Consider the following 20,991-nt stretch of genomic DNA (forward strand, 5'->3'; position numbering starts at 1 on the left):
GCTGCCATCAGCTATTGGACGCTCTCGGCCAATCGTTGCCCGGTTCCCGGTTTTACGGGGGTGCACTGGCTTCGACGGGGGTCGCGAAATTGCCTGGTGCATGCCGAGGGGGCAGCTTTCCTCGTAAATCCAGCGGCAAACTCATAGTTGCCAACGACGACAACTACGCTCTCGCCGCTTAAGGCGTAAGCCCCGAACCCACTTGTGCCCGTGCTCGTGGATGTAGGGTCATTATCACGGAACCGGCTGTGATGGCTGCCTGTCAGTCATGGCTTGAACAAAACAGGCTGGTCCCGCGATGCGCTTTGCCCATCGTGCTGTCGCGGGACGAGACCTAACGGCGGGATAAGCATGTAGTGCCGGGAATGGAGTGCCTTCGGACGGCGGTTCGATTCCGCCCACCTCCACCAACAAAACGCCCTGCAATCCAATGGATTGCAGGGCGTTCTTGTTTTCGTTTCGAACCCGCTTCGACGGCGTCGCGGTTATTCGAAACTGCCGACCGCGTCGTGGGCCAGGTTGTCGAAACGGGTGTATTCGCCGAAGAACTTCAGCTTGAACGCGCCGGTCGGACCGTTGCGCTGCTTGCCGATAATGATCTCGGCCAGGCCCTTGTCCGGCGAATTCTCCTTGTTGTAGTACTCGTCGCGGTAGATGAACACGATCACGTCCGCGTCCTGCTCGATCGCGCCGGACTCGCGCAGGTCGGCCATCACCGGGCGCTTGTCGGTGCGCGTCTCCAGCGAGCGGTTGAGCTGCGACAGCGCGACCACCGGCACGTTGAGCTCCTTGGCCAGCGCCTTCAGTGAGCGCGAAATCTCGGAAATCTCGGTGGCGCGGTTCTCGTTGTTGCCGGGCACTGCCATCAGCTGCAGGTAGTCGATCACGATCAGCCCCAGGTCGTGCTCGCGCTTCAGCCGGCGCGCCTTGGAGCGCAGCACGTCCGGCGACAGCGCCGGGGTGTCGTCGATGAACACCTTCACCTCGCGCAGCAGGCGGATCGCGCTGGTAACCCGGCTCCAGTCCTCGTCCTCGAGCTGGCCGGTGCGCAGGCGGGTGGCGTTGACCCGGCCGACCGACGAAATCAGGCGCAGCGCCAGCTGCGAAGCCGACATTTCCATCGAGAACACCGCCACCGCCTTCTTCGACTTCATCGCCGCGTACTCGGCCATGTTCAGCGCCAGGGTGGTCTTGCCCATCGACGGGCGCGCGGCCAGGATCAGCAGGTCGGTCGGCTGCAGCCCAGCGGTCATCTCGTCGAACTCGTGGTAGCCGGTCGGCAGCCCGGTGATGTTGCCGCCGTTGTTGAAACGGTCCTGGAGGACGTCGAAGGCTTCCTTCAGGGCCGCGTTGACCGGGGTGAAATCGCTGCGCCCGCGCGCGCCGGCCTCGGCGATGGCGAACACCTGCTGCTCGGCGCTGGCCAGCAATTCGGCGCTTTCGCGGCCGTCGGGTTGGAAACCGTCGTTGACGATGCCGGTACCGACCTCGATCAGCTTCCGCATCACCGCCTTGTCGCGCACGATCTCGGCGTAGGCAACGATGTTGGCCGCCGACGGCGTGGTGCTGGCCAGTTCGATCAGGTAGGCGCCGCCGGCCACCTGCTCGCCCAAGCCTTTCGAGTTGAACCAGTCGCCCAGCGTCACCGCGTCGTACGGCAGGTTCTTCTCGGCCAGTTCGGCGATGGCGCGGAAGATCAACTGGTGGTCGCGACGGTAGAAATCGTTGGCGGTCAGCTTGTCGCCGACCCGGTCGTAGGCTTCCGGCGCCAGCATCAACCCGCCCAGCACCGCCTGCTCGGCCTCGATCGAGTGCGGCGGCACCCGCAGCTGTTCGATGCGCGCGTCGCTGGGATCGTGGCGGAGGTCGGTACGGAAATCGGGGCGGGCGGACATGGCGGAATCGGGTTCCTGCAGGTGCAACGGCAGCGGGTCGGACATGCTAGGCCGAAGCGCGGTGGACTGGCGATGCAACAAGCGGGGGAAATGTTGTGGATAAGTGCCTTGCAGAAGGAATAGCCTGCGGGCGTCTCATCCGCCGAGACTGAAGGAAAAAAGAACGGGCGCCACTTGGGCGCCCGTTCCACAACCATAGGAAACCTTCGGACTCAGTGCACGCAGATCGCGTCGTCGCCGTCGCCCTTGCCGGTACCGCCACCCTCGTTGCACAGCAGCATGAACAGCTTGCAGCTGGCACCGGGACCATCGCCCTTGGTGCAGCAGGTGATCGGCTTGTCCTTGGTGCCGCATTCGGCGGTCTCGTACTTCTGGCTGCCGTCTCCGCCGGCACCTACGGCCAGCAGGTTGGCGGTCGCCGGTTTTGGCGATGCCACCGGCGTGGCCGCACGCGCCGGTTTCGCGGTCGTGACCCGTGCCGGGACCGGGGTTGCGTTCTTCTGCGCCTGCCGGACGTCGATCTCGTCCGGTTCGATGCCGGCAGCAGTCGTCGCGGCCGGTTCGCTCGTCTGCCGTGTCTGCGCATCGGCAACCTTCGCCTGGAACAGCGCCGCCACTGCCAGGCACACGCACAAACCTCGTACTAGGTGATGCATGACCATCCTCCTGTCTTCGGGTTAGCGGGGGTGAGCCGGCAGTGTATCGCCAATGGCCGCGGCAGTCCTTTGCGACCCGAAAACGCCGAACGGGCGCCACCTGGGCGCCCGTCCGATGCAACTGGATCGTGCCTTGCCGGCAAAACGGATCAGGCCGCCTCGGCCTCGACGATCACCTTGAGCATGGTTTCCACGTCGGCGTGCAACTTGGCGACCACTTCGTACTCGCCGATGTTGCGGAAGGCGCCCTCGCCCATCACCACTTCGCTCTTCTCCAGCGCCAGACCGGCGGCGGTGAAGGCATCGGCGATGTCGCGCGGGCCAACCGAACCGAACAGCTTGCCTTCGGTGGAGGCATTGGCCTTGATGGTCACGCTGGCGCCTTCCAGCTTGGCGCGGCGGCTCTCGGCCTCGTCGTGGATCGACTTGGCCTTGGCTTCGTACTCGGCGCGCTTGGCCTCGAACTCGGCGATGTTGGCGGCGGTGGCCGGCACCGCCTTGCCTTGCGGGACCAGGTAGTTGCGGCCGTAGCCCGGCTTGACGCTGACCCGGTCGCCCAGGCCGCCGAGGTTGGTCACTTTCTGCAGCAGGATCAGTTCCATGTTTCTGTCTCCGATTCGTTAGCGGGCGAACCCGCAACTGGTGGCTGTCCGAATGGACGGGGTGAAACGAGAAGCGAGTGGAGAGGAACGAGGAACGAATGAAAGCAAGGCTGCATTCGTTTCCCGTTCCCGCGGCGAAGCCGCGCCACTCGTTGCTTGCGATCAGACGTCGTGGTTGTCGGTGTACGGGATCAGGGCCAAGTAGCGGGCGCGCTTGATCGCAACCTGCAACTGGCGCTGGTAGCGCGACTTGGTGCCGGTGACGCGGCTGGGTACGATCTTGCCGGTCTCGGTCAGGTATTGGCGCAGGGTGTTGAGATCCTTGTAATCGATCTCCTTCACGCCTTCGGCGGTGAACTTGCAGAACTTGCGGCGACGGAAGAACTTGGACATGTGCGTGGGTTCCTTGATCAGGCGGCTTCGGCGGTATCGGTATCGGAATCGGAAGCGGCTTTGTCGCCGTTGCCTTCTTCCTCATCGTCGCGACGGCGACGCTCGGCGCGCTCGGGCTTGTCGCCCTTCTCGTCCTTGCTCTTCATGATCAGGGACATCTCGGTGTCGGCCTCGTCGCGGCGCATGATCAGGTGGCGCAGCACCGCATCGTTGAAGCGGAACGCTTCGGTCAGCTCGGCCAGCACGGACTGGTCGGCCTCGACGTTGAGCAGCACGTAGTGGGCCTTGACCAGGTTCTGGATCGGGTAGGCCAGCTGGCGGCGGCCCCAGTCTTCCAGGCGGTGGATCTTGCCGTTGCCGCCCTCGATCAGCGCCTTGTAGCGCTCGACCATGGCAGGCACCTGCTCACTCTGGTCCGGATGGACCAGGAACACGACTTCGTAATGACGCATGTGGTTGATTTCCTTGTGGATATCGATTCTGTAGCGGATCCGCTACAGCTTCGAAAGCTCCCCGCCCGTCCGGGATTGGACGCGGTGGAGCAAGGTCTCCCGGCGAACGGGAGCCGAATATTATGGCAGTTCAGACACTTGCGCGCAATTCACTGCACTGCGGGAACGCGGCTGGCCGTGGCCGCGGCTAATATCCGTGCCACGGAGGAATGGAGAAGGAAGCCGCCTTGCTGCCCCGCTTGCTGCTGGTCGAGGACGACCCCATCAGCCAGAGCTTCCTGTGCACGGCCCTGCAGGCCCTGCCGGCCCAAGTGCTGACGGCCGCCTCGATCGCCGAGGCGCTGGCCGCCGAAGGCGGCTTCGACCTGTGGCTGATCGATGCCCACCTGCCCGACGGCGACGGCGCCGAGCTGCTGCGGCAACTGCGCCAACGGCAGCCGCAGACTCCCGCCATGGCGCACACGGCCGATCCCTCGCCCGCACAGCGGGCCCGATTGCGCGCCGCCGGTTTCGCCGACGCCCTGGTCAAGCCGCTGGCGGCGGAGACGCTGCAGACCGCGGTACGCGAGCTGCTGTCATCGAGCGACGGCCCGGCCGTCTGGAACGATGCCGCCGCCCTTTCGGCCCTGAACGGAAACATCGCCGGCATGGATAGCCTGCGCCGGCTGTTCCTCGATGAGTTGCCGACCCAGCTCAAGGCCATCGAGGCCGCCCTGCAAGCCGGCGACCATGCGGCGCTGCACCGCGAACTGCACCGGTTGAAGGCCAGCAGCGGCTTCGTCGGTGCGGCGCGCCTGCAGGCCGCCATCGCTGCGCTGGACGCCACCCCGCACGACGAACCGGCGCGCCAAGCCTTCCGCGAGGCGCTGCGGCTGACCCTGGCCGGCTGAATCAGCCATCGCGCGGGCGCATCCGCTGCAATTCGCCGATCAGCTCCCACGACTTCAGCCCGCGCGCGCCCAGGTAATGCGACAGCACGCCGCGCAGCGGCAGGCGCAGGCTGGCTAGGTCTTCCATCTCCGGCGCGGCATCCGCCGCCAGCGCCAGCAGGCCACGCCCGGTAGCGGCGTTGCGGCGCTCGCCGTGGCCGCGGTCGCTCAGCACCCGACGCGGGCCGTGCTCCGGGTCCAGCCAGTAGCGTGCGGCCGGGTCAATCGGTGCGCCATCGCCATCGCAGTCGCCGCTGAAGCCGAAGCCCAGCGCGTCGAGCAGGTCGCGTTCGTAGCGGCGCAGGGCCCAGGCTAGGCCCTGCCCTTCGCGCAGATGCTCGCGCACGTCGGCATAGGCCGCGAACAATTCCGGCTGCGGGTCGTTGCGCGGCGCCAGCCTCAGCACCAGTTCGTTGACGTAGAACCCGGCCAGCATCGCATCGCCGGACAGCCGCGGCGCGGCATCCAGCGCCTCGGCCGTGTGCAGCCGCGCCAGTTCGCCCTGCTGCACGGCGTCCAGGCGGATGTACTGCAGCGGCTGCAACGCCGCCCGCAGTGGATGCCGCTTGCTGCCCTGCACGCCACGCGCGACCAGGCCGATGCGCCCGTGCAACGCAGTCAACACCTCGACCAGCAGGCTGGTTTCACGCCACGGACGCGCGTGCAGGACGAAGGCGGGCTCGGCGGACAGGCGCATCAGAGGCCAGGAACGAGGGGCGATGAACGAGAAACGAGAAGTGAGGAGCGGAAAGCGAGGAGGAGGAGCGAAAAGTGAGGAGTGAGCCGGATACGGGATCGATGCGAGTGATGCGCACGGGGCACCGAAAATGCCGCAATGCCCGACGGCGTTGCCATCTGCCCGATCACTCGTTCCTCACTCCTCGTTCCTCTTCGCTACTACGCTCTACTCCGAGTACCCGAATGCCTTCAACGCGGCCTCGTCGTCGGACCAGCCGGCGCGCACGCGCACCCAGGTTTCCAGGAACACCTTGCCGTCGAACAGCCGCTCCATCTGCTGGCGCGCCTTGCTGCCGATATCCTTCAGCCGCGTGCCGCCCTTGCCGATGACGATCGCCTTCTGGCTCTCGCGCTCGACCCAGATGACCGCGCCGATCCGGCGCAGGTCGCCTTCCTCGACGAAGCTCTCGATTTCCACCGTTGCCGCATACGGCAACTCGGCACCCAGCTGGCGCATCAGCTGCTCGCGCACCAGTTCGCCGGCCAGGAAGCGCGCGCTGCGATCGGTGATCTCGTCCTCGCCGTACATCGGCGGCGCTTCCGGCAGTAGCGCCAGCACGTCCGCGGCCAGCGCCTGCAGGCCGTTGCGGGTCAGCGCCGACACCGGATGCACGCTGGCGAACTGCCGGCCCTCGCTGGCCTGGGCCAGGAACGGCAGCAAGGCGCTCTTGTCCTTCAGCCGGTCGATCTTGTTGACCACCAGCACCACTGGCACGCCGGCATCGGACAGCACGTTGAACGCCAGACTGTCCTCCTCGTCCCAGCGTCCGGCCTCGACTACCAGCAAGCCGGCATCCACGCCTTCCAGCGCGCTGCGCGCGGCGCGGTTCATCACCCGGCTCATCGCCGACGCCGAAAACCTAGCCTGCTGCTTGTGCAGGCCGGGCGTATCGACCAGCACGATCTGCCCTTCGGGAAAGCTGGCGATGCCGAGCAGGCGGTGGCGGGTGGTCTGCGGGCGGTCGGACACGATACTGACCTTGGCCCCGACCAGCGCGTTGACCAGGGTGGATTTGCCCACGTTGGGACGGCCAATGACGGCCACGCTGCCGCTGCGGAACGGAACGGAAGAAGATTCTGGCATGTGCGGATTGTAGGGACAGATCGCAGCCGGTGGCGGAATGGTTCCGCCTGACCGGCTTATCTGCCGGAAGGCAGCCGTTCCAGCAGCGCCGCCGCCGCCGCCTGCTCGGCGTTGCGGCGCGAGCTGCCCTCGCCTTCGGCCTGCAGCTCCGGTGCGACGGTGCTGCAACGGGCGACGAACACCCGCGCATGCTCGTCGCCGGACTCGGACACCAGCTCGTAGACCGGCAGCGGATGCTGGCGAGCCTGCAGCCATTCCTGCAACCGGGTCTTGGCGTCCTTCTCCGGCTTGCCAACCGGCAAGGCTTGCAGCAGCGGCTCGAACCACGGCAGCACCGCGCGGCGGCAGGTCTCGTAGCCGGCGTCCAGGTAGATCGCCGCGACCACCGCTTCCACCGCGTCGGCCAGGATCGAGTCGCGGCGATGGCCGCCGGACTTCATTTCGCCGGAACCGAGGATCAGCTGCGCGCCGAGGTCGAGTTCACGCGCGATTGCGGCCAGCGAGGCTTCGCGCACCAGTTCCGAGCGGGCGCGGGTCAGCACGCCCTCGTCGGCCTTGGGCCAGCGCAGGTACAGCGCCTCGGCGGCGAACAGGTTAACCAGACTGTCGCCGAGGAATTCCAGCCGCTCGTTGTGCGGCGTGCCGGCGCTGCGATGGGTCAGGGCCTGGTTCAGCAGTTCCGGATCGGCGAAGCGGTGGCCGATGCGGCCGCCGCCTCGCGCGGTTTCACTCGCCGCCACCGCTGCGGGTCAGGTCCTGGGACACGTCGAACTTGCCGACCACGTCGAGGTTGCCGACCAGCGAACGCCGCACTTCGTAGTTGACCTTCATGTTCCAGCCGCCGCTGACACGCTCGATCTTGACGTTCGAGGGCTTCACGTTCTCGGAATAATTGATGTACAGACGACGGAAGAACAGGTCCTGGATCTTGGACGGGTCCATGTCGGCCACGCCCGGCTCGCTGGCCAGACCTTTGGCCGCGCTGCGCACCGAATAGTATTCCTGATACATCGGGAACAGCTTCATGCCGATGTAGGCGGCAAAACCCACCACCGCCAGCACGACCAGAAAACTGGTCAGCGTCATCCCTTTCTGATTGCGTCGCATACTCACCCCCTTCGTTGATTGTCCATCCCTTGGAAGCATCAGCGGATACGGTTACCGATGCGCGACGGCTCGAAGCTGTTCTTGCAGAACCAGTCCGAACAGTTCAGCCACACCAGAAACGCCTTGCCGCGCAGATCGCTCTCCGGCAACAGCCCCCAGAAACGACCGTCCTCGCTGTTGTCGCGATTGTCGCCCATGACCAGATAGTACCCCGTCGGCACGCTCCATTCGCCACTGATCGGCAGAATGTCGCTTTCCACCACCGTATGGGTCCGCCCCGGCAGATCCTCCTGCACCAACCGGCCGCCGGGCACGCCGGACAGGCGCTCGTCGTAGGGCCCCTGCACCTGGTAGGACAGCGGCTGGCCGTTGATGGTCAGCTCGTTGCCCTGGAAGGCGACGGTATCCCCCGGCAGGCCGATCACCCGCTTGATCCAGTTCTGGCTCTCCACCGGCTGCAGCGGGTAGCGGCAGAAACGGTCGCCGCTGCGCACGGTCTGGCCGTCCACCTGGCACGGGTAACCGGGGAAATGGAACACCACCACGTCGCCGCGCGCGGGTTCGCCGATCGGCACCACCTTGGTGTTGGTGATCGGCAGGCGCAGGCCGTAGGCGAACTTGTTGACCAGGATGAAATCGCCGATCAGCAGGTTGGGCACCATCGAGGCCGAGGGAATCTTGAACGGCTCGGCGATGAAGCTGCGCAGGATCAGCACCGCGGCGAGCACCGGGAAGAACGCCTTCGACCAGTCGACCAGCACCGGCTCCTCGGCCAGCAGGTCGCCCTTGGCCGCGCGGCGCCTGGCCAGGAACAGCTTGTCCAGCAGCCAGATCGCCCCGCTCGCCAGGGTCAGCACCACCAGGATTGTCTCGAACCAGATCATCGAGGATTCCTTCAATACGGAAGTCGGGATGGAACGTGCGGGTCAGAACGCGCGGGTCAGGCGGCCGCGATCACTTGTCGACCTGCAACACCGCCAGGAAAGCCTCCTGCGGAATTTCCACCCGGCCGACCTGCTTCATCCGCTTCTTGCCTTCCTTCTGCTTTTCCAGCAGCTTCTTCTTGCGGGTGATGTCGCCACCATAGCACTTGGCCAGCACGTTCTTGCGCATGGCCTTGACCGTGGTGCGAGCGATGATCTGCGAGCCGACCGCGGCCTGGATCGCCACGTCGAACATCTGCCGCGGGATCAGTTCCTTCATCCGCTCGCACAACTCGCGACCGCGACGGTCGGCATGGCTGCGGTGCACGATCAGGCTCAGCGCATCGACCTTGTCGCCGTTGATCAGGGTGTCCACGCGCACGAACGGGCCGGCCTGGAAACGCAGGAAGTGATAGTCCAGCGAAGCATAGCCGCGGCTGACCGACTTCAGCTTGTCGAAGAAATCCAGCACCACCTCGGCCATCGGCAGTTCGTAGCTGATCTGCACCTGGCTGCCCATGTAGGTCATGCCGATCTGGCTGCCGCGCTTTTCCTCGCACAGGGTGATCACGTTGCCGACGTAGTCCGGCGGGGTCAGGATGTTGGCGCGGATGATCGGCTCGCGGACTTCCTCGATCTGATTGACCGGCGGCAGCTTGGCCGGGTTGTCCAGCGGCATCAGCGTGCCGTCGGTCCTGAGCACTTCGTAGACCACCGTCGGTGCGGTGGTGATCAGGTTGAGGTCGTATTCGCGCTCCAGCCGCTCCTGCACGATCTCCATGTGCAGCATGCCGAGGAAGCCGCAACGGAAACCGAAGCCCATCGCCTCCGAGCTTTCCGGCTCGAAACGCAGCGCGGCGTCGTTCAGGCGCAGCTTGTCCAGCGCCTCGCGCAGCGCCGGGTAATCCTCGGCGTCGACCGGGAACAGGCCGGCGAACACCCGCGGCTGCATTTCCTGGAAACCCGGCAGCGGCTTCGGCGCCGGGTCGGACGCCAGGGTCAGGGTGTCGCCGACCGGTGCGCCGTGCACGTCCTTGATGCTGGCGGTAATCCAGCCCACCTCGCCGGCGCCCAGCTTCGGCAGCGTCTTGCGCTTGGGGGTGAACACCCCGACCGCGTCGATCTGGTGGGTACGGCCGGTGGACATCACCAGCATCTTCTGCCCGGGCACCAGTTCGCCCTGCATCACCCGCACCAGCGACACCACGCCCAGGTAATTGTCGAACCAGGAGTCGATGATCAGCGCCTGCAGCTTGTCGGTGTCGCGCGGCACCGGCGGCGGGATGCGGTGGACGATGGCTTCCAGCACGTCCTGCACGTTCAGCCCGGTCTTGGCGCTGACCGGGATCGCGTCGGCGGCGTCGATGCCGATTACCGCCTCGATTTCGCTCTTGGCACGTTCGATGTCGGCGGTCGGCAGGTCGATCTTGTTCAGTACCGGCACCACTTCCAGGCCCTGCTCCACCGCGGTGTAGCAGTTGGCCACCGACTGCGCTTCCACGCCTTGGGCGGCATCGACCACCAGCAGCGCGCCCTCGCAGGCGGCCAGCGAGCGGCTGACCTCATAACTGAAGTCGACATGGCCGGGGGTGTCGATGAAGTTGAGCTGGTAGGTCTGCCCGTCCAGCGCGCGGTACGGCAGCGACACCGACTGCGCCTTGATGGTGATGCCGCGTTCGCGCTCGATCGGATTGGAGTCGAGCACCTGCGCTTCCATCTCGCGCGCCTCCAGCCCACCGCACAACTGGATGATGCGGTCGGCCAGCGTAGACTTGCCGTGATCGACGTGGGCAATGATGGAGAAGTTGCGGATGTTCCGCATCGAATCGGCAGACATGGGCGGCGGCCGGGGGCCGTCAACGGGGATAGCCGCGCATTATCGCACGGCAACCGGGTCGTCCGCCGCCGCGTCGGTCCGGACGCGACGGCGGATTGCAGGCGTCAGTCTTCCCCGGCGGTGACGGCGACGAACTGGGTCGGGCCACCGCGCGAATCGCGCACCAGCAGCATGACCACATCGCCCGGCCGGACCCCGGACAGGGCCTTTTCGAAGGCGGCCACGCTGCCGACCTTGGTGCGGCCGACCTGCAGGATCAGCACGCCCGGACCCAGCCGGGCCTCGCGGGCGGAATCGCCGTCCACGCCGGTGATGCGGATGCCCTCGCCGGACGCCAGGCCCAGCTGTTTGCGTGTGGCCGAATCCAGGTCGGCCACGCTGAGGCCGAGCAGGTCGGACTTGGCGGTCTGACGGCTGCCGCCCTCGTCCTGCGCCGAATCGTCGCGCTCCGGGGTGGCCGCATCGGATTCCAGTTCATCCAGGGTCACCGTGATCTGCCGCGGTTTGCCGTCGCGCAGGATGTCCAGCTTGACCTTGCTGCCCGGCGCCATCGCGCCGATCATCGGCGGCAGCTCGCCGGCGGTTTCGATCGCCTTGCCGTTGACGCTGCGGATCACGTCGCCGCGCTCCAAACCAGCCTTCTCGCCGGCCCCATTCTCAACTAAATCGCGAACCAAAGCCCCACGGGTATCCGGCAAGCCGAATCCCTTGGCGTCGTCAGCGGCAACCGGACGGATGACCACCCCGATCTGCCCGCGGCTGACCTTGCCGGTGGCCTTGAGCTGCTCGACCGCGCTCATCGCCAGGTCGATCGGGATCGCGAAGCTGATGCCCATGTAGCCGCCGGACATCGAGAAGATCTGCGAATTGATCCCGACCACTTCGCCGCTGGTGTTCAGCAGCGGGCCGCCGGAGTTGCCGCGGTTGATCGCCACGTCGGTCTGGATGAACGGCACGTAGCGCTGTTCGGCCGAAGTCGTGCGCCCTACCGCGCTGACGATGCCGGCGGTGACCGAATGGTCCAGCCCCAGCGGCGAACCGATCGCCACCACCCACTGCCCCGGCTTCAGCGTGTCGGAATTGCCCAGGCGGATGCTGGGCAAGTTGTTGCCGTCGATCTTCAGCAAGGCCACGTCGTACTGCTCATCGCTGCCGATCACCTTGGCCTTGAACTCGCGGCGGTCGGACAGCTTGACCGTGACCTCGTCGGCGCCGTCGACCACGTGATGATTGGTCAGCACATAGCCGTCGGGCGAGATGACGAAACCGCTGCCCAGCGAGGTGCCGCGGCGCTCCTGCGGACCATCGGGCTGCTGGAATTCGGGGCCGAAGAAGCGGCGGAAGAATTCCGGCATCTGGTCCAGGTCCGGCTGCTGCGCGTTGCGGGCGAGCTTCTGGCTGACCTTGGCCTCGACATTGACCACGCCGGGGCCGACCTGTTCGACCAGGCGGGTGAAGTCCGGCAGGCCGGTGACGATCTGCGGCGCGCTGCTCTGGGCGATGGTCGCCGTGGCCACCGGAGCCGAAGCGGCGGGCGGCGCGGCCTGTTCGGCGCAGGCGCCCAGCGGCAGGGTCAGCATCAGCAGGCCCAGAAGAGGAGTTCGGAGGGTATGTTTCATCGGACGCATGCCTTGTCTGGAGTGGGTCGATTCGGGAGATTCCGGGTATGGGCGTCCCGCGCCGGCGTCCATGGACAACCGGCAGAACGGGAACGGAGCGGACGTTTCAGTCCTGCGGCGACGGCGTGTCGCCGACCTCGGCCGGTGGCGGCGGGGCCTCGGCCGCCGGCAGATGCGGTTCGAAAGGATGGAAGGACGGCGCCGTGATGCTGCCGGGTCCGGCGTAGCGGGCGGTGTATTCGCCGGCGCTGTCCAGCGACAACGCCGAACGTGGCCACGGCCGCGCCGACGGCAGGACCGGTTCGGTTTGCGGTTGCAGGCTGGGGCGGAACGCCTCGGCCGCCGAGCCCGTCGTGCTGGCGATCACATCATCGGCCGGCGCCATGCTCCCGGCCGCAGCCAGTGCCGGCGCCTGCTCGACGACCGGAGATGCCGCGCGCGCGGCCTGCCGGGTCCGGGTGGCGCTGCCGCGTCCTGCCCCATTCTGCCGCCGCGGCAAGCTGGCCACGGCCAGCGCGGAGGCGGCGATGGCGGAAGCGTCGGCCGAGGCACCGGCCACGGATTCGGCGGCCGCCGGCGATTCGGTCGGGGCTTCGGACAGGATTTCCGCCGCAGGCAGGACCGCCACCGGTTCCGCCGGAGCGGCCTCTGCAGACGCGAATTCGGGCGAAGGCGTCGCCGCGGGCGTCGGCTGCGGCAACTGCCGGTTGGCCATGAACAGGGCGATGGCGGCAACCGAGGCTGCCAGCGCGCCGCCCCAGCGCAACAGTTGGCGCCGCGGCGCAGCCGTCCGTATCGCCGAACCATCGGCGGCAACGGAGACTTCGCGGACCTCGACGTCGGCGGCGACAGCCAGCGAAACCCGTTGCGCGAAACCGGCCGGCGCCGGCGCCTGAGCCTGGCCGCGCAGCACGTCGCCGCACAGTTGCCAGCGTTCCCAGCGGGCGTGCAGGTCCTGATCGTGTTGCAGCCGCCGCAGCAGGAAGCGGGCTTCGTCGGCGGACAGGTCACCGTCCAGCAGCGCGGAAAGCTGCCGGCGGCAGTGCAGTTCCAGCTTGTCTTCGTCGCGATCCATGGTCATCAGCGGGCACGCTCCCGGGTGGCACTGTCGGTATCCAGCAGGGGCCGGAGTTCGGTGTCGATGGCCTCGCGGGCGCGGAAGATGCGCGAGCGCACCGTGCCGATCGGGCAATCCATCTTCTGCGCGATCTCCTCGTAGCTCAGCCCTTCCACCTCGCGCAGGGTGATGGCGTCGCGCAATTCCGGCGGCAGCGCCTCGACCGCGCGCATTACCGTGCGTTCGAGTTCCTGCCGCATCAGTTCGCGTTCGGGGGTGTCGGTATCGCGCAGACGGGTACCGACGTCGTACTGCTCGGCTTCGCCGGCGTCGATGTCGTCGGTCGGCGGGCGGCGGTTGTGGGCGGTCAGATGGTTTTTCGCGGTATTCACGGCAATCCGGTGCAGCCAGGTATAGAACTGGGACTCGCCCCGGAAACTGCCCATCGCGCGGTAGGCGCGCAGGAACGCGTCCTGCGCCACGTCCTGGCATTCGCTCCAGTCGTGCACGTAACGCCCGATCAGCGCCAGCACCCGATGCTGGTACTTGCGCACCAGCAGGTCGAAGGCCGCGCTGTCGCCGTTCTGCACGCGCCGGACCAGTTCCAGGTCGGGCTCCTGCGATGGGGCAACTTCCGGTGAATCGACTTCAGCCATGCCGGGCCGCACTCCTGTCAGCTCGGCCATCGGCCGTAGCCTGTGACCGCGGTTGCGGGAAAAAGTTCAGAAGCCAGCGAATTCGGCTTCCTTATCAGACATTTAACGAAATTTGCCCGCATCGCGACCCTGCTGCATGTCATGCTGTGGGTTCGATATGCGGATTTGACGCGCGGTAAACAACCTCACGATCATAGCCGCCTTCCCCATACGCGAACGGATGGTCAGACCATGTCAGCAAGCTTCGACGGGCTGCGATTCAGCCACTGGCAGACCGAACTGCGCGAGGACGGCATCGTCCTGCTCAGCTTCGACCGGCAGGGCGCCCCGGTCAACGCCTTCTCGCAGGATGCGCTGATCGAACTGTCCGACCTGCTGGAGCGGCTGGCGATCGACCCGCCGAAGGGGCTGGTACTGCGTTCGGCCAAGGCCAATGGCTTCATCGCCGGCGCCGACCTGAAGGAGTTCCAGGAGTTCGACCGCCGCGGCACCGTCAACGATGCCATTCGCCGCGGCCAGAGCGTGTTCCAGAAGCTGGCCGAACTGCCCTGCCCCAGGGTGTCCGCGATCCACGGCTTCTGCATGGGCGGTGGCACCGAGATCTCGCTGGCCTGCCGTTACCGGGTCGCCAGCAGCGACGCCTCGACCCGGATCGGCCTGCCCGAGGTCAAGCTGGGCATCTTCCCCGGCTGGGGCGGCAGCGCCCGCCTGCCGCGGCTGGTCGGCGCGCCGGCGGCGATGGACCTGATGCTGACCGGCCGCAGCCTGTCGGCCAAGGCGGCGCGGGCAATGGGGCTGGTCGACAAGGTCGCCGAACCGGCGGTGCTGATCGATGCCGCGGTGGCGCTGGCGCAGGGCGGCACACAACGCCCGTTCAAGCAGCGCTTCATGGCCTGGCTGACCAACACCTGGCCGGCGCGGCAGATTCTGGCGCCGCAGATGGCCAAGCAGGTCGCGCGCAAGGCGCCGAAGGCGCACTACCCGGCCCCGTACGCGCTAATCGACGTCTGGCAGCGCGCCGGCGGCAAGGGCATCCAGGGCCGGCTGGACGCCGAGCGCAAGGCGGTGGTCAAGCTGGCCAGCACACCGACCGCGCGCAACCTGGTCCGCATCTTCTTCCTGACCGAACGGCTGAAGGGGCTGGGCGGCAAGGATCATGGTATCGGCCATGTGCATGTAGTCGGCGCCGGGGTGATGGGCGGCGACATCGCCGCCTGGTCGGCCTACAAGGGTTTCGAGGTCACCCTGCAAGACCGCGAGCAGCGCTTCATTGATGGCGCGCTGGGGCGGGCGCAGGAACTGTTCGCCAAACGGGTCAAGGACGAAGGCAAGCGGCCGGCGGTCGCGGCGCGGCTGCAGGGCGACCTGGACGGCGCCGGCGTGGCCAGGGCCGACCTGGTGATCGAGGCGATCATCGAAAACCCGGACGCCAAGCGCGAGTTGTACCTGTCGCTGGAACCGCGAATGAAGGCCGATGCCGTGCTGGCCACCAACACCTCGTCGATCCCGCTGGTCGAACTGCGCGAACACATCCAGCGCCCGGCGCAATTCGCCGGCCTGCACTACTTCAACCCGGTGGCGCTGATGCCATTGGTCGAGATCATCCGCCATGACGGCATGGCGGCCGACACCGAAAAGCGGCTCGCGGCGTTCTGCAAGGCGATCGACAAACTGCCGGTGCCAGTGGCCGGCACGCCCGGCTTCCTGGTCAACCGGGTGCTGTTCCCGTACATGCTGGAAGCGGCCACCGCCTACGCCGAGGGTATCCCGGGCGCGGTGATCGACAAGGCTGCGGTGAAATTCGGCATGCCGATGGGCCCGATCGAACTGATCGACACCGTCGGTCTGGACGTGGCCGCCGGCGTCGGCAAGGAACTGGCGCCGTTCCTCGGCCTGCCGATCCCGGACTCGCTGTCGAGCCCGCCGGAAGCCGGCAAGCGCGGCAAGAAGGACGGCCAGGGCTTGTACCGCTGGGAGGCCGGCAAACCGGTCAAGCCGGAGGTGGCGAAGGACTATCAGGCGCCGGCCGACCTGGAGGACCGCCTGCTGCTGCCGCTGCTGAACGAAGCCGTCGCCTGCCTGCACGACAGCGTGGTGGCCGATGCCGACCTGCTGGATGCCGGGGTGATCTTCGGCACCGGCTTCGCCCCGTTCCGCGGCGGCCCGATCGCGCACATCCGCGCCACCGGCGCCGACGCCCTGCTGCAGAAGCTCAAGGCGCTGCAGGCCGCGCACGGCGAGCGCTTCGCCCCGCGTCCGGGCTGGGACGCACCGGTCCTGCGCGAAGCCAATCCCTGACCCAACCCGGCGCGGACGCTGCGACGGCGTCCGCGCAAGACCATCGATTCGAGGAACCCCATGTTCAATCTCAGCGCCCCGACCTCGGGCACGTTCTTCCTGTCGCTGCTGCTCGGCGGCATCGGCGTGGCCGCCCGTCTGGGCTACATCCCGGCGCTGGCGCCGTATGCGTTCTGGATCCTGTGCGCCGGTCTGGTGGCGCTGCTGATCGGCAACCTGTTCAAGGGGCTGTGACCCGCAACCGGGAATTCAGTCCGACTACATCGTGTGCGTCGGCTTTTCCGCGTTCAGGGTGCCGGCCAGCAGGGTTTCGATCCTGCTGCGGATCGCTTCGCCTTCGCTGTTCTCGGCGAACTGCACGCCGATGCCGGCGGTGCGGTTGCCCTGCGCACCGACCGGGGTGACCCAGATGACCTTGCCGGCCACCGGCAGACGGTCGCTGGATTCGGGCAGGGTCAGCAGCAGGAAGACCTCGTCGCCAAGGAAATAGCGCTTCGGCGTCGGCACGAAGATCCCGCCGTTCTTCACGTACGGGATGTAGGCGTTGTACAGCGCGGCCTTGTCCTTCACCGCCAGCGACAGGATGCCCTGCCGTCCACCCGCACCCACTGCCGCATTCATCGCCTGCCTCCACGCTTGTCGTTGGCGGCCGCGGCGCGCATGCCGCTGCGCCAGGCCAGTAACAGGTCGGCCACCGCCAGATCGCCGCGGACCGTGGTGTCGAGCAGGTCGCGGGTCCGGTTGGCGGTATCGAACCAGACGGCCAGCTTGTGCAATTGCGACGGATCGGTCAAGCCGTCGCTCGCAGCGCCAGCAGCACGCGCCAGCGCCAGGTCGGCGGCGTGGCGCAGACGCAGGGCGGCGTGTTCGTCGCCGGTCCAGCGCTGCGCCGTCTCGACCACGGCGATCTCGCCGCGGGCCAGCCGCTCGAGGTCGCCGGCGACCTGCTGGCGCAACGCCAGGCCCTCGCTCTGCAGCCACTCGTCGGCCAGCCCGGGATGGCCGCGCGCGGCCTCCAGCGCACGCGCGGCATCGGCCTCAGCGTGTCCCAGCCGGCGCAGCCAGGCCAGCGCCTCGTCCGCCGGCGGCAGGCGGAATTCCAGCCGCTGGCAACGGCTGCGGATGGTTGCCGGCAGGCGCATCGGATTGGCGCTGATCAGCCACAGGTAGCGCCCCGGCGCCGGCTCCTCCAGCGTCTTGAGCAAGGCGTTGAAGGCCGAACGGTTGATCGCATCGGCGGGGTCGATGATGACCACCTGCGCGCGACCGTACTGCGGCGTCAGCGCCAGCCTCTGCGACAACGCGCGGATCTGGTCGATGACGATCTCGGTCCGCAGCTTGTCGCCCTTGGCGTTGGGGATGAACGACACCAGGCTCAGGTCCGGATGGGTACCGGCACGGATCAGCTGCAGGTTGCGGTCCTGCGGAGTCGGCTCGCCGCCGCAAAGCACGTACTGCGCCAGCCGCTCGGCCACCGCGCGCTTGCCCAACCCGGCCGGCCCGCAGACCAGCAGTCCGTGCCCCAGACGGTCAGCGCGCAGCGCGGAAAGGGCATGGTCGTAGATGCGCTGCTGCCATGGCGCGAAGGTTTCGCTCATCGCCCCTGCTCCAGCCAGGCTTCGACCACTGCCCGGACCGCCGCGGCGACAGTATCGACCGGTTGCGAGGCGTCGATAACGCGGAAACGCTGCGGTTCGGCCTGGGCACGGCGGCGGAAGGTCTCGCGCACGCGTTCGAAGAAATCGTCCTGCTCGCTCTCGATCCGGTCCGGCCACAGGTCGCGGCCGGCAGTGCGTGCACGGCCTTCGCGCACGTCTAGATCCAGCAGCAGGGTCAGCCCCGGCTTCACCCCGACCGCGCGCCGCTCCAGATCCTCGATCCAAGTGGGATCCAAGCCGCGACCCGCGCCCTGGTAGGCGTAGCTGGAATCGGTGAAGCGGTCGCTGACCACCCAGGCGCCACGCTGCAGTGCCGGCCGTACCACTTCACGCACGTGCTGCGCGCGCGAGGCGAACATCAGCAGCAGCTCGGTCTCCGCCGCCAGCGCTTCGCCATCGCGGTCCAGCAGCAGTTCTCGGATGCGCTCGGCCAGCGGCGTGCCGCCGGGCTCCCGGGTCAGCACGACCTCGACGCCGTGGGCAGCCAGCGTCTCGCGGATCGCCGACAGGGCGCTGCTCTTGCCCGCGCCTTCGCCGCCTTCCAGACTGATGAAATGCGGGTGATGGATCATCGCTTCGCTCACGGCGCCTGCCTCCGCGCCGCGCGCAATTGCCGCAGGTAGCTCGCCACCGCGGCATTGTGCTCGGCCAGAGTGGCAGAAAACGCGTGCCGGCCGCTGCCATCGCCCAAAGCAACGAAATACAGCGCATCGCCCGGCGCCGGGTTCGTCACTGCGCGCAGCGCATCCACACCCGGCATCGCGATCGGCGTCGGCGGCAAGCCGTCGCGAGTGTAAGTGTTGTACGGGGTATCGGTTTCCAGATCGCGGCGACGGATGTTGCCGTCGTAGCTGCTGCCCATGCCGTAGATCACGGTCGGATCGGTTTGCAGGCGCATGTCCAGCTTCAGCCGGCGGACGAACACGCCGCCGATCTGCGCGCGTTCGTCGGCCACGCCGGTTTCCTTCTCGATGATCGAGGCCAGGATCAGCGCTTCGTCCGCCGTGCGCAGCGGCAGCTCCGGCGAACGCGACGACCAGGCCTCGTCCAGCGCCGACTGCATCGCGTCGTGCGCGCGGCCGAGGACATCCAGGTCGCTGTCGCCACGGCTGTAGGCGTAGGTCTCCGGCAGGAAGCGCCCTTCCGGATGCTGATCGGGAAAACCGAGCGCCTGCATCAGCGCGGCATCGTCCATCCCGGTCGTCTTCTGCTCCAGCGGCGAAGCCGCGGCCAGCGCACGGCGCAGCTGGCGGAAATTCCAGCCTTCGACCAGGGTGATCCGGTACTGGATGGCCTTGCCGTCGCGCATGTTGACCAGCAACGCACGTGGCGTGGTGCCCGGCTCCAGCGCGTACTCGCCGACCTTGAGCTTGCCGGCCGCATCCAGCCGCCGCGCCAGCCAGCGCCACTGCAGGTCGCTGCCCTCGTCGATGCCGTGCGCCCGCAGCTTGCCCAGCACCCGCGCGAAGGAATCGCCGGATTCCACCTGCACGCTGTCGCCCAGCTGCAGACCGGCCAGCGGATGATCCGGGAAGCCGGCGTGCCGCTGCCACAGCCACGCCACACCACCGGCCGCGAGGGCGGAGAGCAGGACGAAGGCGATGACGACCGTCAGGCAGCCGCGCTTGAAACCCGATGCCACGCAGTTCTCGGAACAATGGAACAGGGGCGCAGGATAACCGCTCGCCGCCCCGGACTGCAGCTGCGGAACGCCGGCAGCACGCTCACAGGGCCTTCAGCACCCCGCGCGCCTTGGCGCGAGTCTCGTCCAGTTCGTGCTGCGGGTCGGAATCGGCCACGATCCCGGCGCCGGTGCGGAAGCGCGCCAGCCCGCCCTCAAGCTCGATGCTGCGGATCAGGATGTTCAGGTCCAGGTCGCCGTCGCGGTTGAGCCAGCCGAAGGCGCCGGTATAGGCCCCGCGCGGCGTGCGCTCCAGCTCGGCGATGACCTGCATGCAGCGCACCTTGGGGCAGCCGGTGATGGTGCCGCCCGGGAACACCGCGCGGATCACCGCGCCGGGCGTGGTGCCGTCGCGCAACCGGCCGCGCACGTTACTGACGATGTGGTGCACGTGGGCATAGCTTTCCACTGTCATCAGTTCGTCCACTTCCACACTGCCCGCCTCGCAGACCCGACCCAGGTCGTTGCGCTCCAGGTCGATCAGCATTACGTGTTCGGCGCGCTCCTTCGGATGGCCGACCAGTTCGCGAATGCGCTCGCCATCGTCGTCGCCGTCGAAGCGCGGACGGGTGCCGGCGATCGGCCGGGTCTCGACAGTGCTGCCATGTACCGATACCAGCCGCTCCGGTGAGGAACTGGCCACCGCCCAGCCCTGTCCCGCGTACAGCCCGGCGAACGGCGCGGGATTGCTGGCGCGCAATCGCGCATACAGGGCAGCAGGATCGACCGGCGCGGCGAAACGCGCCTGCCAGCCGCGCGAAATATTGGCCTGGAAGATGTCGCCGGCAGCCAGATACTCCAGCACCCGGCGCACGCCGGCAACGAATACCTCGGGATCTTCTTCGTCCACCTGCAACGGCGGTTGCCAGTCCATTTTCGGCAAGTCGGCGGCACATGCGAGGTCATCGTCCAGCCGCGACAGCAAGGCCTCGTGGCCGGCTTCGGCCAGCGCCACGCATTCACCGCTAGCGCGATCGCGCAGGATCGCCGCCGGACAACGCAGAGCCTCGGCGACCGGCGCCGAGCCGGACGGCATCGGCAGCTGCAGCACCGGCTCGACCTGCGCGGCCAGTTCGTAGCCCAGATACAGCGCCCAGCCGCCGCGGAACGGCCAGCGCAGGGCGGCAGCCGGCATATCGGTCATGCGTTCGCTGGACCAAGCCCGGTCCAGCACTTGCAGGAAATCGCCGGGGATCGTTCGATCCTGCGCATCGCGGACGCGGCCATCCACACCCAGCCGCAGCGCCTCGCCGCCGGCGATCAGCAGCATGTCCCAGCGTCCCTGCGCGGTTCCCGCCGCCACCGATTCCAGCAGCAGCGGATAGCGCATCGGCGCCAGCCGGTGCAGGGCCAGCAAGTCGGTCGCGGACGGCAGAGTGCGGGTCTGGGTCATGTCCGCCGGTCGC

The 20,991-nt window shown here is 67.6% G+C and carries 22 protein-coding genes and 1 other RNA gene; 4 read left to right on the forward strand and 19 right to left on the reverse strand.

Annotation, left to right across the window (positions count from 1 at the left end; genetic code table 11):
* The first annotated feature begins 56 nt into the window (after positions 1-56).
* Positions 57-410, forward strand: a transfer-messenger RNA (tmRNA) gene (gene ssrA, locus CSC70_RS09465).
* A 75-nt stretch (positions 411-485) separates the two neighbouring features.
* Here the strand turns inward: ssrA and CSC70_RS09470 are convergent.
* The 5 genes from CSC70_RS09470 to rpsF form a co-directional block, all read right to left on the reverse strand.
* Positions 486-1,895 carry a replicative DNA helicase gene (locus CSC70_RS09470; protein WP_162456397.1) on the reverse strand — a complete coding sequence of 470 codons (1,410 nt, stop codon included), beginning with the start codon at positions 1,893-1,895 and terminating at the stop codon, positions 486-488.
* 212 nt (positions 1,896-2,107) lie between these two features.
* Entirely contained in the window at positions 2,108-2,551 is a 444-nt protein-coding gene (locus CSC70_RS09475) for a hypothetical protein (protein WP_162456398.1), read from the reverse strand.
* Between the two features lie 149 nt (positions 2,552-2,700).
* A complete protein-coding gene (gene rplI / locus CSC70_RS09480) occupies positions 2,701-3,153 on the reverse strand; it encodes a 50S ribosomal protein L9 (RefSeq protein WP_162456399.1) in 453 nt (150 codons plus the stop codon).
* Positions 3,154-3,315: 162 nt separating this feature from the next.
* Complete coding sequence (rpsR, locus tag CSC70_RS09485) at positions 3,316-3,546, reverse strand: 30S ribosomal protein S18 (RefSeq protein WP_162456400.1); 231 nt, start codon at positions 3,544-3,546, stop codon at positions 3,316-3,318.
* 17 nt (positions 3,547-3,563) lie between these two features.
* Positions 3,564-3,998, reverse strand: a complete 435-nt coding sequence (gene rpsF, locus CSC70_RS09490; RefSeq protein ID WP_162456401.1) for a 30S ribosomal protein S6 — start codon at positions 3,996-3,998, stop codon at positions 3,564-3,566.
* A gap of 209 nt (positions 3,999-4,207) precedes the next feature.
* Here rpsF and CSC70_RS09495 point away from each other — a divergent pair, with 209 nt between their 5' ends.
* On the forward strand, positions 4,208-4,888 hold the full coding sequence (locus tag CSC70_RS09495) for an Hpt domain-containing response regulator (RefSeq protein WP_211369461.1): 681 nt from the start codon (positions 4,208-4,210) through the stop codon (positions 4,886-4,888).
* Between the two features lies 1 nt (position 4,889).
* On the opposite strand, the gene recO is transcribed toward CSC70_RS09495, so the two are convergent.
* The 9 genes from recO to rpoE all read right to left on the reverse strand — a co-directional run bounded on the left by recO (position 4,890) and on the right by rpoE (position 13,948).
* The gene (recO, locus tag CSC70_RS09500) at positions 4,890-5,624 is read right to left on the reverse strand and encodes a DNA repair protein RecO (protein WP_162456403.1); all 735 of its coding nucleotides are present in this window, start codon (positions 5,622-5,624) and stop codon (positions 4,890-4,892) included.
* A 207-nt stretch (positions 5,625-5,831) separates the two neighbouring features.
* The gene (gene era, locus CSC70_RS09505; RefSeq protein WP_162456404.1) at positions 5,832-6,749 is read right to left on the reverse strand and encodes a GTPase Era; all 918 of its coding nucleotides are present in this window, start codon (positions 6,747-6,749) and stop codon (positions 5,832-5,834) included.
* A 56-nt stretch (positions 6,750-6,805) separates the two neighbouring features.
* The gene (rnc, locus tag CSC70_RS09510; protein WP_162456405.1) at positions 6,806-7,489 is read right to left on the reverse strand and encodes a ribonuclease III; all 684 of its coding nucleotides are present in this window, start codon (positions 7,487-7,489) and stop codon (positions 6,806-6,808) included.
* Positions 7,476-7,856 (reverse strand): DUF4845 domain-containing protein, encoded by a 381-nt coding sequence (locus CSC70_RS09515; protein ID WP_162456406.1) that lies wholly within the window; start codon positions 7,854-7,856, stop codon positions 7,476-7,478. The genes rnc and CSC70_RS09515 overlap by 14 nt, the downstream gene beginning before the upstream one ends.
* Before the next feature lie 38 nt (positions 7,857-7,894).
* Positions 7,895-8,740, reverse strand: a complete 846-nt coding sequence (lepB, locus tag CSC70_RS09520; protein ID WP_162456407.1) for a signal peptidase I — start codon at positions 8,738-8,740, stop codon at positions 7,895-7,897.
* Positions 8,741-8,810: 70 nt separating this feature from the next.
* Positions 8,811-10,601 carry a translation elongation factor 4 gene (lepA, locus tag CSC70_RS09525; protein WP_162456408.1) on the reverse strand — a complete coding sequence of 597 codons (1,791 nt, stop codon included), beginning with the start codon at positions 10,599-10,601 and terminating at the stop codon, positions 8,811-8,813.
* Positions 10,602-10,720: 119 nt separating this feature from the next.
* A complete protein-coding gene (locus CSC70_RS09530; RefSeq protein WP_162456409.1) occupies positions 10,721-12,235 on the reverse strand; it encodes a DegQ family serine endoprotease in 1,515 nt (504 codons plus the stop codon).
* A 106-nt stretch (positions 12,236-12,341) separates the two neighbouring features.
* Complete coding sequence (locus tag CSC70_RS09535) at positions 12,342-13,316, reverse strand: sigma-E factor negative regulatory protein (RefSeq protein ID WP_162456410.1); 975 nt, start codon at positions 13,314-13,316, stop codon at positions 12,342-12,344.
* Entirely contained in the window at positions 13,316-13,948 is a 633-nt protein-coding gene (gene rpoE, locus CSC70_RS09540) for an RNA polymerase sigma factor RpoE (RefSeq protein WP_162456411.1), read from the reverse strand. Before rpoE ends, CSC70_RS09535 begins: the two co-directional genes overlap by 1 nt.
* A 231-nt stretch (positions 13,949-14,179) precedes the next feature.
* Between rpoE and CSC70_RS09545 the strand changes: the two genes are divergently transcribed.
* Entirely contained in the window at positions 14,180-16,246 is a 2,067-nt protein-coding gene (locus tag CSC70_RS09545; RefSeq protein WP_162456412.1) for a 3-hydroxyacyl-CoA dehydrogenase NAD-binding domain-containing protein, read from the forward strand.
* Positions 16,247-16,306: 60 nt separating this feature from the next.
* Positions 16,307-16,480, forward strand: coding sequence for a hypothetical protein (locus CSC70_RS09550; protein ID WP_162456413.1), 174 nt, complete (start codon positions 16,307-16,309; stop codon positions 16,478-16,480).
* Positions 16,481-16,504: 24 nt separating this feature from the next.
* Here CSC70_RS09550 and CSC70_RS09555 read toward each other — a convergent pair whose 3' ends face one another.
* From CSC70_RS09555 to CSC70_RS09575, 5 genes are all read right to left on the reverse strand, one after another.
* Entirely contained in the window at positions 16,505-16,867 is a 363-nt protein-coding gene (locus CSC70_RS09555; RefSeq protein ID WP_162456414.1) for a PilZ domain-containing protein, read from the reverse strand.
* Positions 16,864-17,844: a DNA polymerase III subunit delta' gene (locus CSC70_RS09560; RefSeq protein ID WP_162456415.1), complete on the reverse strand. Its 981-nt coding sequence runs from the start codon at positions 17,842-17,844 to the stop codon at positions 16,864-16,866. Before CSC70_RS09560 ends, CSC70_RS09555 begins: the two co-directional genes overlap by 4 nt.
* Positions 17,841-18,476 carry a dTMP kinase gene (tmk, locus tag CSC70_RS09565; protein ID WP_425501567.1) on the reverse strand — a complete coding sequence of 212 codons (636 nt, stop codon included), beginning with the start codon at positions 18,474-18,476 and terminating at the stop codon, positions 17,841-17,843. Before tmk ends, CSC70_RS09560 begins: the two co-directional genes overlap by 4 nt.
* Positions 18,477-18,484: 8 nt before the next feature.
* Complete coding sequence (gene mltG / locus CSC70_RS09570) at positions 18,485-19,546, reverse strand: endolytic transglycosylase MltG (RefSeq protein WP_162456417.1); 1,062 nt, start codon at positions 19,544-19,546, stop codon at positions 18,485-18,487.
* Positions 19,547-19,628: 82 nt separating this feature from the next.
* Entirely contained in the window at positions 19,629-20,978 is a 1,350-nt protein-coding gene (locus CSC70_RS09575) for an aminodeoxychorismate synthase component I (protein ID WP_162456418.1), read from the reverse strand.
* Between the last annotated feature and the right edge of the window lie 13 nt (positions 20,979-20,991).

This window comes from Pseudoxanthomonas kalamensis DSM 18571 (assembly GCF_010211745.1).
GTDB lineage: Bacteria > Pseudomonadota > Gammaproteobacteria > Xanthomonadales > Xanthomonadaceae > Pseudoxanthomonas_A > Pseudoxanthomonas_A kalamensis.